Below are 13,906 nucleotides of genomic sequence, written 5' to 3' on the forward strand. Positions count from 1 at the left end.
TATCCGGCCTACAACACAGGGGTCTTACTGCTTTTTCGAACGCATAGCCGCCTGATGTCCTGCAAGCGTACCAAAAATAATGATATCTGCCACTGCGTTACCGCCGATACGGTTACCGCCGTGGATCCCGCCGACCACTTCACCGGCCGCAAACGCGCCTGGCAGCACGTTGTGGTTGCTGTCCAGCACGCAGGTTTCGGTGTTGATGGTCACGCCGCCCATGGTGTGGTGCACGCCCGGTGCAATCTGAATGGCGTAGAACGGCCCTTCGTTGATAGGCGCGCGCAGCGCGGTGGTACGACCAAAATCGTCATCGTGCTGTTTCTCAACGAAGCCGTTGTAACGTTCCAGCGTCGCAAGGAAAGCATGGTGATCCATCCCCAGCGCTTCAGCCAGGGCTTTTGGCGAGCTGGCGCTGGTTACGAAACCTTTCGCGATGTACTCATCCGCGGCTTTGTTTTTGGCACGTACGTGCTCGTCAAAGACGATGTATGCGTATTTCTCCGGCAGCGCGATGATTGACGCCGAAACCTTATCGCGGGTCGACATTTCGTTGTAGAAGCGTTCCCCTTTCTGATTGACCAGAATCGCCCCGCCGCCGCGAATGGATTCGGAAATCAGGTACGAGGTGTTTTGCTCAACGGTTGGGTGAATCTGAATTTCGCCCATATCCACGGTACCCGCCCCGATGCGCTCCAGCAGCGCGATGCCGCCGCCGGTTGCCCCTTTGTGGTTGGTGGTGACGAACCCTTCCAGATCCGGACGATATTTCACCACCATCTGGCTGTTGGCGCTGAAGCCGCCGGTAGCGACAATCACGCTTTTGGTTGCAACGGTGACGGTTTCGTTCTCTTCGGTGGTCAGACGTACGCCGGTCACTTCGCCGTTCTCGAAGATGATGTCGCTGACGGAGGTATCCAGCATCACCTCGATGTTGCGTTTGTTGACGTTACGCACCAGGCCGCTGATCAGGTAGCCGCCCACCGCTGAACCGTCTTTTGGACGGTGAGTACGGTCGATGCTCATCCCGCCGGTGGTGGTGATGTCGTTCAGCATGATGCCGCGCGTTGCCAGCCACTCAATTGCCTGCGGCGCGTTTTCGACGAAGCGACGCAGCAGTTCCGGGTTGTTCTTGTTGCCGCCGCCTTTCAGGCTTTCCTGATAGAACAGCTCTTTGCTGTCCTGAATGCCCTTCACGCGCTGGAAGCGGGTTTCGGCGGCGTTCATACCGGCAGAGGCTTTAATGGTGTTCCCGCCGATGGTCGGCATTTTCTCGACAATCAGCACGCTCGCGCCTTCGTCGTGAGCCTGGATCGCTGCCGCCAGACCGGCGCCGCCGCTGCCGACAACGACCACGTCCACGCTGCGGGTTTCGTTCGGGTCGACGCCCTCTTCCGCGGCCAGCGCTTTGCTGGATTTCAGCATCGCTTTAGAGACCGCTTTCTTCACCGCTTCACTCTGGCTGGTTGCGCCGGTGATGGCATCCACGTGCGGGGTGTTGGCATCCAGAATGCGGGTACGGATCTCTTCAAAGCTGGTCACAAACTCAACGTCTTCGCTCGGGCCGGAGGCCAGCTCAATGTCCGCAATGCGGTCGGTTTCCAGACTGACGTTAATCACCAGTTCGTTAGCGTCATCCTGCACTTTCTCAGCAAAGGTACCCGGTTTGAATTTGGATTCGCCCATGCTCATGTCGCGGATCATCGCTTCTACCAGCGAGAAGCGCCACAGCGGTTCAGGAATGCTGAGCTCTTCGCGTTTGCTGCTGTCCATAAACAGCTCCAGGCTTTCCCCGGCCGCAATGCGGTCTGTCCAGTCCGGATAAGCGATGGTGGCGCGGCCAACGGCAATCAGGTCGTAACCGTGATCCAGCGCTTCATTCACATCGGAAGCATTCACCACGCCGCCCACGCCCATGACCGGAACCTGCGCCAGCGTTTCAGAACGCATCGCGCAGTATTTTTCGATAAGCGGAGTTGGATCCTGAGTGTCGACAATGGAAGGACGCAGGGTCGCGCCGACGGAGAAGTGCAGATAGTCCACGCCGCGCGCCGCCAGTTTTTCCAGCAGGTACATGGTGTCGTCAAAGCGGATGCCCGGGACTTCCATCTCTTCAGGGGAGAAGCGGTAGCCAATAATAAACGCGTCGTCCGCGTACTGGCGCACCATTTTGTGGGTAATGTCCAGCACGGCCAACGGGAACTTCGCGCGGTTATTGCGGCTGCCGCCCCACTCGTCATCGCGCTGGTTTGAATTCGGTGAGTAGAACTGCTGAATCAGATAGGTGTTTGCCCCGTGGATTTCCACGCCGTCGAAACCGGCCTGGATGGCGCGACGCACCGCCTCACCAAACTTGCCGATCATGCCTTCCACTTCTTCTGCGGTCAGAGCAACCGGCGTTGCGGCACCTTCACGCGGCGCGGCTACGGCGCTCGGGCCAACCGGGGTGCGGCCACCGATCAGTTTCGGGTCAACCATGCGGCCGCCGTGGTAGATCTGCAGTAGCGCCTTAGATCCTTTGGATTTAATGGCTTCTGCGATTTTCGCCAGCCCGGCGATTTTCTCGTCATTATCAATACCGATGGCCCCCGGGAAGGCGAGACCGAGATCGTCGACGAAGCAGCATTCCACAATGATGGTGCCAATGCTGCCGGAACGGGCACGATAGTACTCCACCAGCTCGCTGGTGACGGTGCCGTCAAAATAGCCGGTACAGGTTGTCATAGGGGCCATTAACAAACGGTTTTTCAGTTCAGTACCATTTGGTAATGTGAAAGGGCTAAGAATGCGTTCGTTAGTGCTCATAATAGAAACTCCAAACTTTTAAAAATTAAGAATTCGTTATCGGATTGATTTTTTATTTCGTCGTTATTTGCCGATGTCATGATATTAATATAATGATTTTTTTAGTTTCTAAAGTTATTACGTTAGTTAAAAAACTATTTAATCCCTTCGATAACACAAATAACACATTGGTGTTAGAGATTGTAATTCAGCCATTCACAATAATTTAAAATTCGTTAAATGATTAATGGTAAAACCAATTCACCAAAACAAACTTAAGATTAATAAAAACAATGTGATAAAAACACACCACAATCTTACCTGTTAAAAAAATGATAAAAAAAATATGCCAAAAACAGGCAATAACCACATACGCCAGAGTGGTTATTAATAAAAGCATAAAAATAACGCTGCAATTCTATTTTTTTGATCGCGATCAATAGTTATGACATTCAAAAGCGCAATATAAAAACATCATCATTTTTTAATTTAGCGCACACGAAAACGCGTTAAATCGCTATTACTGAAAATACAAGAAAGCACCTTTAATAACTAAAAAAAGCAAAGAAACTAAATAAAGTGCTTTTTCATTGTGACCGAATTTTTGACAACTTAAGACGTGAAACTATGAATACAAAAACTGCTGTAACGCCCCCTGTGGCGAACCAGGCATCAAATGGAAACGCAAAACGATTGCTGATGATGGCGCTACCCGTCATCGTCGCCGTACTGCTGCTGTTTGTTCCCGTTCCTGACGGCTTGCCGCCTTACGCATGGCACTACTTCGCCATCTTTGTCGGCGTGATCGTCGGTCTGATCTTCGAACCGCTGCCGGGTGCGGTGATCGGCCTGACCGGCGTGGTCGCCATCGCCCTGTGCAGCCAGTGGGTGCTGTTCAGCCCCGATCAGCTGGCTGACCCGAAATTCAAACTGGCGGGCGCCTCCTTTAAATGGGCGGTGAGCGGGTTTGGTAACTCTACCGTATGGCTGATTTTCGGTGCCTTTATGTTCGCCGCAGGCTATGACAAAACCCGCTTCGGCCGCCGTCTGGCGCTGATTCTGGTGAAGTACCTCGGCCGTCGCAGCCTGACGCTCGGTTACGCCATTACGTTTGCGGACCTGCTGCTGGCACCGTTCACCCCGTCCAACACCGCGCGCAGCGGCGGGACCATCTACCCGATTATCGCTAACCTGCCGCCGCTGTACGGTTCAAAACCTAATGACCCAAGCGCGCGTAAGATTGGTTCATACCTGATGTGGGTGGCGATCACCGCCGCCTGTATCACCAGCTCAATGTTCCTCTCCGCCCTCGCGCCAAACCTGCTGGCCCTGGCGCTGGTGAAAAGTACGGTTGGGATTGATATCTCCTGGGGCACCTGGTTCCTCGCCTTCCTGCCGCTGGGTATCCTGCTGATTCTGACCATGCCGCTGCTGGCCTACTGGTTCTACCCGCCAGAAGTCAAAGTGAATAACGAAGTGCCGCTGTGGGCGACCCGCGAGCTGGAAAAACTGGGCAAACTGTCCCGCAACGAAATTCTGCTGCTGGTGTTCGTGTGCTGTGCTCTGCTGATGTGGATCTTCGCCGCCGCGTGGATTGAGCCTGCCATGGCGGCCCTGCTCATCGTCGGTCTGATGCTGTGGACCGGCGTGCTGGAGTGGAACGATATCACCGGTAACAAGGCCGCATGGAACACCTTCGTCTGGTTCGCTACCCTGGTGGCACTGGCGGATGGCCTCTCCTCTACCGGCTTTATCAGTTGGTTAGGTAAAGAAGGCGGTCTGCTGATGAGCGGTATCTCTCCGGGCGTGGCGACCATCGTTCTGCTGCTGGCGTTCTACCTGCTGCACTACCTGTTTGCCAGCACCACAGCGCACACTACGGCGCTGCTGCCAGCGATGCTGACCATCGCCTCCACCATCCCTGGCATGAATATGGAAGTGTTCGTTCTGCTGATGGTGACTTCGCTGGGCGTGATGGGGATCATCACCCCATACGGTACTGGCCCAAGCCCGATTTACTACGGTAGCGGCTACCTGCCAACCAAAGACTACTGGCGCCTCGGCACCATCTTCGGTGCCATCTTCCTGGCGGCCCTGCTGCTGATTGGTTATCCGTGGATGTCCATGATGTTCTGATTCCTGACCGCCGGACGTTTCCTCCGGCGGTTTTATTTTTGTGGAGCAATACTATGTCGAATAAACCGTTTTTTTATCAGAACCCCTTCCCTCTTTCCCATGACGACACCGAATACTACCTGCTGACCAAAGAGCACGTCTCCGTTGCCGAATTCGACGGTCAGGAAGTGCTGAAAGTGGAGCCGGAAGCCCTGACCCTGCTGGCGCAGCAGGCCTTCCACGATGCCGCGTTTATGCTGCGTCCTTCCCATCAGAAGCAGGTTGCCGCCATTCTCAACGACCCGGAAGCCAGCCAGAACGACAAATACGTTGCCCTGCAGTTCCTGCGTAACTCTGAAATTGCCGCAAAAGGCGTTCTGCCAACCTGCCAGGATACCGGCACCGCGATCATCATGGGCAAAAAAGGCCAGCGCGTCTGGACCGGCGGCGGTGACGAAGCGGCGCTGAGCCAGGGCGTGTATAACACCTACATTGAAGATAACCTGCGCTACTCGCAGAATGCGGCGCTGGACATGTATAAAGAGGTGAATACCGGCACCAACCTGCCCGCGCAGATCGATCTCTACAGCGTGGACGGGGACGAATACAAATTCCTGTGCATGGCAAAAGGCGGCGGTTCTGCCAACAAAACCTACCTCTATCAGGAAACCAAAGCGCTGATCACCCCGGCGAAGCTGAAAAACTACCTGGTTGAGAAGATGCGCACCCTGGGCACTGCGGCCTGCCCGCCTTACCATATCGCGTTTGTGATTGGCGGTACGTCAGCGGAAGCCACGCTGAAAACCGTGAAGCTCGCTTCCACGCGCTACTACGACGCGCTGCCGACGGAAGGTAATGAACACGGCCAGGCGTTCCGCGATGTTCAGCTCGAACAGGAACTGCTCCAGGAAGCGCAGAACCTCGGCCTCGGCGCGCAGTTCGGCGGTAAATACTTCGCACACGATATCCGCGTGATCCGCCTGCCGCGCCACGGCGCCTCCTGCCCAATCGGCATGGGCGTCTCCTGCTCCGCAGACCGCAACATCAAAGCGAAGATCAACCGCGACGGGATCTGGATTGAGAAGCTGGAACACAACCCGGGCCAGTATATTCCTGAATCACTGCGCCAGCAGGGCGAAGGCGACGTGGTGAGCATCAATCTGGACAAGCCGATGAATGAGATCCTGGCGCAGCTTTCCGCGCACCCGGTTTCTACCCGCCTGTCGCTGAACGGTACCATCATCGTGGCGCGCGATATTGCCCACGCGAAGCTGAAAGAGCTGCTCGACAACGGTGAAGAACTGCCCCAGTACGTTAAAGATCATCCGATTTACTACGCAGGCCCGGCCAAAACGCCGGAAGGCTACGCGTCTGGCTCACTCGGCCCGACCACGGCTGGCCGTATGGACTCGTATGTGGACTTACTGCAATCCCACGGCGCGAGCATGATCATGCTGGCGAAAGGCAACCGCAGCCAGCAGGTAACCGACGCCTGTCATAAACACGGCGGCTTCTACCTGGGCAGCATTGGCGGCCCGGCGGCGGTGCTGGCGCAAAACAGCATTAAGAGCCTGGAATGCGTCGCGTATCCGGAGCTGGGAATGGAAGCCATCTGGAAAATTGAAGTCGAGAACTTCCCGGCGTTTATCCTGGTGGATGACAAAGGCAACGATTTCTTCCAGCAGATCCAGAACAAACAGTGCGCGGGTTGTTCACAGCGCTAGGTCGAGACAGTCCGGGTGGCACAACGCTGCCCGGCAGTCGCAGAAAGACATGCGCCTGCGTCATGTCACAAAACCGTGATATCAGCCACTTAGCAAAACGTGGTGAATAAAAAATCAATTAATTGTTAAGTTATTGTTATCATTAATTGTATTTATCCCGCGAAGGCTATTCATGCAAAAAGTGCATCAGCCGATGCGGCATTTGCGCTTATCTATTTCCTCATCCTGATCCAGTTTTCAAAAACAGACGCGTAAAACGTCAACAATAAACTGGAGATAACCATGTTTTCCTCAACCTCACCTGCAACCGTACGCTCGAAAGCGGGCGCCATACTTCGCGTGACGTCCGGCAACTTTCTTGAGCAGTTCGATTTCTTTCTTTTCGGCTTCTATGCCACCTACATCGCCCACACGTTCTTCCCGGCAAGCAGTGAATTTGCGTCGCTGATGATGACCTTCGCCGTCTTCGGCGCGGGCTTTTTGATGCGTCCAATAGGCGCCATCGTGCTTGGCGCATATATCGACAAGGTGGGGCGCAGAAAGGGGCTAATCGTCACGCTTTCCATCATGGCGGCGGGGACGTTCCTGATCGTGCTTATCCCCTCTTATCAAAGCATCGGTCTGTGGGCGCCGCTGCTGGTGCTGACGGGCCGTCTGCTGCAGGGCTTTTCCGCCGGTGCGGAGCTTGGAGGCGTCTCGGTTTATCTGGCTGAAATCGCCACGCCGGGGCGCAAAGGGTTTTACACCAGCTGGCAGTCCGGCAGCCAGCAGGTCGCCATTATGGTCGCCGCGGCGATGGGCTTTGCCCTGAATGCCCTGATGGAGGAGAGCGCCATTCGCGAATGGGGCTGGCGCATCCCGTTCCTGTTCGGCTGCTTAATCGTGCCGTTTATCTTTTTCCTGCGCCGCAAGCTGGAGGAGACGGAAGAGTTCAGCGCGCGCCGCCAGCATCTGGAGATGCGTCAGGTCTTTAAAACGCTGCTCGGCAACTGTCAGGTGGTGGTCGCAGGCATGCTGATGGTGGCGATGACCACCACCGCGTTCTACCTGATCACCGTCTACGCCCCCACTTTTGGCAAAAAGGTGCTGATGCTCAGCGCCTCGGACAGCCTGCTGGTCACGCTCCTGGTGGCGATTTCTAACTTCATCTGGCTGCCGGTGGGCGGCGCGCTGTCGGATCGCTTCGGGCGCAAGCCGGTGCTGATTGCCATGGCCCTGCTTGCGCTGGCGACCAGCTACCCTGCCCTGACGCTGCTGGCGAGCGCGCCCAGCTTCTCCATGATGCTGATCGTGCTGCTGTGGCTCTCCTTCCTCTACGGCCTGTACAACGGCGCGATGATCCCGGCCCTGACGGAGATTATGCCTGCTGAAGTGCGCGTGGCGGGGTTCTCTCTGGCTTACAGCCTGGCAACGGCGGTCTTTGGCGGCTTTACCCCGGTCATGTCCACCGCGCTGATTGAATACACCGGTGACAAAGCCTCGCCTGGCTACTGGATGAGTTTCGCCGCCGTGTGCGCCCTGCTGGCCACGCTCTACCTCTACCGCCGCCGCGCGGTATCGCTGCAAAACACCGTCAAGTCACAGGGGGCAGTATGAAACGCACCTATCGCTTTACCGCCAGCGCGCTGGTGCTGGCGCTTCTGAGCGTTAATGCCTGTGCCCAGGACGTGAAGGTCATGATTTCAGGCGGCTTCAAGGCCGCCCTGGAAAAGCTGGCCCCGGACTATGAACGCCGGACCGGGGATAAAATCGTGATTATCCCCGGACCCTCAATGGGCGCTACGCCGCAGGCGATCCCAAACCGACTGGCGCGCGGCGAGAAAGCCGATGTGGTGATTATGGTGGGCGATGCGCTGGAGAAGCTCGAAAAAGCCGGCCAGACCCGGACGGGTTCGCGAACGGAACTCGCGGACTCCCCCGTTGGCATGGTGGTGAAAAAAGGGGCGGATGTCCCTGATATCAGCAGCGAGGCGGCTCTGCGTAAAACGCTGCTGCAGGCCAGCTCCATCGCCTACTCTGACAGCGCCAGCGGCAGGTACGTCAGCCAGACGTTGTTCAAAAAGCTGGGGATTGAAAAGGAAGTGGCGGATAAAGCGACAATGGTCGAGCGTATCCCGGTCGCCTCAGAAGTGGCGAAAGGAAAATACACCGTCGGTTTCCAGCAGGTGAGCGAGCTGCTGCCGGTTCAGGGCGTCACCTTTATCGGGAAAATCCCGGATAATCTGCAGTACATCACGCGCTTCGCGGGTGCGGTCACCCGTCACGCAGAATATCCCGCGGAGGGGAAAGCGCTGCTAACCTATCTCGCCTCACCGCCCTCCAGGGACGTCATCCAGAAGACGGGAATGATCCCCGTTACGTCCGGCGATACTGCTCGGTGATCTGTTTTTCCAGTTCAGCCGCAATATAGGACTGGATGCGCCCCCGGCGCCGGATAAGCCCCACGGTGCGTTTCACTTCCGGCGCCACCAGCGGCAGATGCGTCAGCAGCGTGTGCTCTGACGTCGGCATCGACATGGCGGGAACGGCAGCAATGCCGATCCCCGCCTCTACCATACCGAGCATCGTGGTAACGTGGCGCGTTTCGCAAACGCTGGGGCGTTCGGGAACGATATCCCCCAGCATCCGATCGAGCAGGTTACGGTTACCTGACGTTTTATCGAGGGAGATATAATCCTGCTGGTAAAAGGCCTGCCACGTAAGATGACTCTTCTGCGCCAGGGGGTGATCCTTTCGGCACGCCGCAACATAGACATCCTCCACCAGCGGGAAAAATTCGATGTCAGACGGCAGGTTTCCTGCGAAGCTGATACCAAAATCCGCCTGGCTTCGGGCCACGGCGTCAATCACATTCCCCGCGCTGCTGTCGATGAGCTTAATGCGAACGCGCGGATAGCGAGACTGAAAACGACGGATCACATCGGGCATAAAGTAACAGGCCGCGGACGGGACCGTGGCAACCGTGATCAGCCCCGTCCGCTCTTCGCTGACCTTATCGACATCCGCCAGCATTGACTCAACGTTGTCGAGCAGCTGCGCGGAGCGTTCAGCAAAGTTTTGCCCGTATAGCGTCAGGGCCACGCGGCGGGTGGTACGATCGAACAGCCGGTTTCCCAGCGCGGCTTCCAGCTTTTCAATCCTGCGGCTTAGCGCCGACTGGGATAAGCATATAGATTCAGCGGCGACACGGAAGTTACCGTATTCCACTAACGCTCTGAAAGCATAAAGATCGTTAAGGTCAAAATTCACGGGCATAGCGTCTGGATGTCCTGTCGGGGAATACGCAGCAAAGTCAAAAATAATAGCGTCTTATTGACCCACCGCAACCGGCGCGGTGTTGAAATACGTCAGAGCTCGTTGAGATGCAGGCGAACATACCCGGCGCGATCGGCAATGGCCTGCCGCTCCTCTTCCTTCATGTCCACAAGCTGTTTAAAGACGATGCCCAGGCGGGGATTGTTACCCAGACGCGCCTGGTTGCGCGCAAAGAAATCCCAGTAAAGGGCATTGAAGGGGCACGCCAGCTCTCCGGTACGCTGGGTGTGCTGATACCGGCACCCCTGACAGTAATTACTCATCTTGTGAATGTACGACGCGCTCGAAACGTAGGGCTTACTGGCCAGCAATCCGCCATCGCCAAACTGGCTCATCCCGAGGGTATTGGGCAGCTCTACCCATTCAAAGGCATCAATGTAGACCCCCAGATACCATTCATGAACCGCCTGCGGCGACAGGCCGCTGAGCAGGCTAAAGTTCCCGATGACCATCAGGCGCTGGATATGGTGGGCGTAAGCCTCGGTGAGCGACTGTCCAACGGCATGCGCCAGGCAGCGCATCTGCGTCTTGCCGGTCCAGAACCAGTCCGGCAGCGGGGCGTGCTGGTCTAAGGCATTCAGCTCCCGATAGCCCGGCATCTGCGACCAGTAGATCCCGCGCACGTACTCCCGCCAGCCGAGAATTTGTCGGATAAACCCTTCAACGGCAGGCAGCGGCGCATGGCCCGAACGCCATGCCTGCTGGGCGGCAGCTACCACTTCCCGCGGATTAAGCATTTTGGTATTCAGCGCGAATGAAATTAACGAGTGGAACAGAAAAGGTTCCTCAGCGTGCATCGCGTCCTGCCAGGCGCCGAACTGGGGGAGCACGTGAGCGATAAATTCATCCAGCCCGGCTTTGGCTTCCGAACGGTTGAGCGGCCAGCGAAAATTCCCGGCTTGCGGTTCGCCGAAGGTCTTTACGCCGCAGCGCTGGATCTCCGCCCATAAGGCTGAATAATCGTGGCGCGGACGCGAATCCTCCGGTGCGGGCGGCTCGCCGGACCAGCGTTTGCGGTTTTCGGCATCATAATTCCATTTCCCCCCTTCCGGCTCGCCTTCTGAGGTTAACAGTACACCGTGCTGACGACGCATTTCCCGGTAAAAGTACTCCATTCGCCAGCTTTTGCGCGTCGCAAAGAACGCGCTCACCTGTTCACGGGTAGTGAAGAAATGCTCGCTGCTGACGCAGGCCGTTTCGACGGACGCCGCTTTCGCCCACGCCTGCAGCTGCGTATCCAGGCGCCATTCGTCGGGCTCCTGCCATATCACCCTGTCGGCGCCGTAATGCGCGACAAGCGCGTTGAGATTGTCTTCCAGCGCGCCGCGGTTTGAGTCGTCAGAGAGCCGGACATACCTCACCCGATGCCCCTTCTCCTTTAACGCAGTGGCAAACGCGCGCATGGCCGCAAAAATGGCGATCACTTTCTGAGCGTGATGAAGCACGTACGCGGTTTCTGCCCGCAGCTCCAGCATCACGTAAATGACATTTGGATTGCAGGCATCAAACCAGCTGTGGTGCGGATTAAGCTGATCGCCGAGGATCAGGCGCAGTTCGGTCAACGGTGGCTCCTACGACAGCGCTCGGAACAGTATTTGACCTCATCCCAGCATTTCGCCCATTTCTTGCGCCACGTCATGGGCCGCTGGCAGTGCGCGCACGCACGGCTGGGCAGGCTCTGCTTGTTACCTTTGAAATCGCTCATCTTTTCAATACCGTACTGATTTCTTCACTGAACCTGTGGGTTAAGGCTACGACAGACTTCACAAAATGAAGGTGATGCCCGTAAACCGCTACCCACCGCTACGTACGAATGATAGTTTATTCAGGCTGGAATTGTCGCAGTGAGCGATTTTCTGGCATCTTAACCAAACCTGACTTTCCCATTTTTGTTCAAGTGACGAGTTTGCGAGCAAAGCGATGATAAAGTGGCCCTGGAAAACGAATGAAGCTGGCCGGGATATGGCGCTGCCATGGGATGACGCGCTGACGATCCCTGTTCTGGCTAATCTTAAGCCGGATGAACAAGCGAAACTGGTTCAGCTGGCGGATCGTTTTTTACAGCAAAAACGTCTGGTTCCACTGCAGGGTTTCGAACTCGATCCCCTGAAAAACGCGCGTATCGCCCTGCTTTTCTGTCTGCCGGTGCTTGAGCTCGGCATTGAGTGGCTGGACGGTTTCCACGAGGTGCTTATCTATCCTGCGCCGTTCGTGGTGGATGACGAATGGCAGGACGATATCGGGCTGGTGCACAACCAGCGCGTGGTGCAGTCCGGACAAAGCTGGCAGCAGGGGCCGATTATCCTGAACTGGCTCGACATTCAGGACTCGTTCGATGCGTCCGGTTTTAATCTGGTTATCCATGAAGTGGCGCATAAGCTCGATACCCGCAACGGCGATCGCGCCAGCGGAGTTCCGCTGATCCCGCTTCGCGAGGTGGCGGGCTGGGAGCACGATCTGCACGCGGCGATGGATAACATTCAGGATGAAATAGACCTGGTGGGCGAAAGCGCGGCCAGCATTGACGCCTATGCGGCAACCGACCCGGCCGAGTGCTTTGCGGTGCTCTCGGAGTATTTCTTCAGCGCGCCCGAACTCTTCGCGCCCCGCTTCCCGGCGCTGTGGCAGCGTTTCTGCCAGTTTTATCAGCAGGATCCGCTCCAGCGTCTGCGGCAAAATGAGGAGTCTGGCGGCCATTCCTCCCGCCAGATCCATTAAGGCTTTTCAGAAGGGGTCCGCTCGGTTGAGCGTACCCCTATGCTCAACGCTAAAAACAGCACTGCCATTCCCCACGCGGCCACCGTCAAAGACTGCTCGCCGTAAAAGCGCGTCACCACGGGCACCAGCAGCGCGCTGACGCCGTAGCCTAACGTGTGGCTGGTGGCGATAACGCCCGCCCCTTTCCCGGTGGTCAGCCTGTCGTTCAGCAGAAGCTGGTAGCCCGGCGTGGCCATCGCCGCCCCGAGTGAAGTGATAACAATCCCCACGTAGAACAGCGTTAAACCCGCGACGGTCATCAGCCCAAGCCCGGCCACCATCAGCACCGCCGCGATGCAGAGCAACGTCACCGGGGTGAAATGCTGCGGGCGGACCACCAGAAACTGCGCCGCGAGCGTGGCCAGCGCGGCCAGGCTCAGCAGAAGCGCAACATGATGGCTGATCTCCCGGGCGTTGCCCTCCAGCAAGGGGCTAAGATGCGGTGACAGGCCAAGCTGCATCAGGCTCACCAGCGCCGCCAGCAGCAGCGCCAGCAGCAGGAACGGCAGCATCGAGGCCTGCAGGCGGGTCGCCTGGTGCGCCACCGGCGGCAGCGGCGGGTCTGCGGCTTCGCGAAGCACCAGCAGCAGCGCGATTAACGGCGCGATCGCCATTAGCCAGAGCGGCGCCACCGGGCTGACGCTGAGCATTAGCGCCGCCAGCGGCGGGCCGAGCAGACGTCCGCAGCTGAGGCCGGAGCTTATCGTCGCCAGCGCCGCCATTCTTTTCTCCAGCCCCGCACGCTGAATAGCCCACGTCTGGGCCGCAGGCACCAGCCCCGAGACCGTCAGTCCGTAAAGCAGACGCGAAAGAATCAGTCCCGCCAGTCCCCAGAAAGTATCCAGCCTTCCGGCCGCCATCGCCCAGACCACCAGCGCCATGACGGCGAAACTGGCCAGATAGCCGCTCAGCGAGGCCAGCATCACGGCCTTACATCCCCGTCGCTCGCTCTGGCGTCCCCACCAGGGCGAGGCCGGTAAAAAGAGCATGGATCCGAACATCAGCAGACCGGCCCAGACCGAGAGCGACAGCCCGGTCAGGGTCACCAGCTGCGGGAGCATCACCAGCAGGCCGTTTTGCCCGATACCTAATAAACCCGCACATAACGCCAGGGGCCAGTTAGCTTTTGAAGTGACGTTCTCCGTCAAGGTTTCAGAGTCAGCGCGCATGAGAATGTGAACATAGTGTCAATAAATGTGTGGAAATTATGA

At 57.2% G+C, this 13,906-nt stretch carries 10 protein-coding genes; 5 read left to right on the top strand and 5 right to left on the bottom strand.

Annotation, left to right across the window (positions count from 1 at the left end; all coding sequences use genetic code 11):
• Positions 1–24: 24 nt before the first annotated feature.
• Positions 25–2,805: a flavocytochrome c gene (locus tag ACOTZC_RS14175; protein WP_421635828.1), complete on the bottom strand. Its 2,781-nt coding sequence runs from the start codon at positions 2,803–2,805 to the stop codon at positions 25–27.
• 606 nt (positions 2,806–3,411) lie between these two features.
• Here ACOTZC_RS14175 and ACOTZC_RS14180 point away from each other — a divergent pair.
• The 4 genes from ACOTZC_RS14180 (at position 3,412) to ACOTZC_RS14195 (ending at position 9,004) form a co-directional block, all read left to right on the top strand.
• Complete coding sequence (locus ACOTZC_RS14180) at positions 3,412–4,920, top strand: anion permease (protein WP_072254576.1); 1,509 nt, start codon at positions 3,412–3,414, stop codon at positions 4,918–4,920.
• 53 nt (positions 4,921–4,973) lie between these two features.
• Positions 4,974–6,623 (top strand): class I fumarate hydratase FumA, encoded by a 1,650-nt coding sequence (fumA, locus tag ACOTZC_RS14185; RefSeq protein ID WP_045356690.1) that lies wholly within the window; start codon positions 4,974–4,976, stop codon positions 6,621–6,623.
• 282 nt (positions 6,624–6,905) lie between these two features.
• Positions 6,906–8,219, top strand: coding sequence for an MFS transporter (locus ACOTZC_RS14190; RefSeq protein ID WP_421635829.1), 1,314 nt, complete (start codon positions 6,906–6,908; stop codon positions 8,217–8,219).
• Positions 8,216–9,004 carry a substrate-binding domain-containing protein gene (locus ACOTZC_RS14195; protein WP_163353967.1) on the top strand — a complete coding sequence of 263 codons (789 nt, stop codon included), beginning with the start codon at positions 8,216–8,218 and terminating at the stop codon, positions 9,002–9,004. The genes ACOTZC_RS14190 and ACOTZC_RS14195 overlap by 4 nt, the downstream gene beginning before the upstream one ends.
• Here the strand turns inward: ACOTZC_RS14195 and ACOTZC_RS14200 are convergent.
• From ACOTZC_RS14200 to ACOTZC_RS14210, 3 genes are all read right to left on the bottom strand, one after another.
• Positions 8,979–9,878 (bottom strand): LysR family transcriptional regulator, encoded by a 900-nt coding sequence (locus tag ACOTZC_RS14200; protein ID WP_023312331.1) that lies wholly within the window; start codon positions 9,876–9,878, stop codon positions 8,979–8,981. The genes ACOTZC_RS14195 and ACOTZC_RS14200 overlap by 26 nt on opposite strands.
• Before the next feature lie 92 nt (positions 9,879–9,970).
• Complete coding sequence (locus tag ACOTZC_RS14205; RefSeq protein WP_126811308.1) at positions 9,971–11,500, bottom strand: cryptochrome/photolyase family protein; 1,530 nt, start codon at positions 11,498–11,500, stop codon at positions 9,971–9,973.
• Positions 11,497–11,643, bottom strand: coding sequence for a DUF2256 domain-containing protein (locus ACOTZC_RS14210; RefSeq protein ID WP_065454001.1), 147 nt, complete (start codon positions 11,641–11,643; stop codon positions 11,497–11,499). Before ACOTZC_RS14210 ends, ACOTZC_RS14205 begins: the two co-directional genes overlap by 4 nt.
• A gap of 215 nt (positions 11,644–11,858) precedes the next feature.
• Here ACOTZC_RS14210 and mtfA point away from each other — a divergent pair, with 215 nt between their 5' ends.
• Positions 11,859–12,656, top strand: a complete 798-nt coding sequence (gene mtfA, locus ACOTZC_RS14215; RefSeq protein WP_023312333.1) for a DgsA anti-repressor MtfA — start codon at positions 11,859–11,861, stop codon at positions 12,654–12,656.
• Here mtfA and ACOTZC_RS14220 read toward each other — a convergent pair.
• On the bottom strand, positions 12,653–13,864 hold the full coding sequence (locus ACOTZC_RS14220; protein ID WP_047173646.1) for an MFS transporter: 1,212 nt from the start codon (positions 13,862–13,864) through the stop codon (positions 12,653–12,655). The genes mtfA and ACOTZC_RS14220 overlap by 4 nt on opposite strands.
• Positions 13,865–13,906: the final 42 nt, after the last annotated feature.

Origin of the sequence: Enterobacter cloacae complex sp. SHL009 (assembly GCF_049237205.1) — a bacterium.
GTDB lineage: Bacteria > Pseudomonadota > Gammaproteobacteria > Enterobacterales > Enterobacteriaceae > Enterobacter > Enterobacter cloacae_M.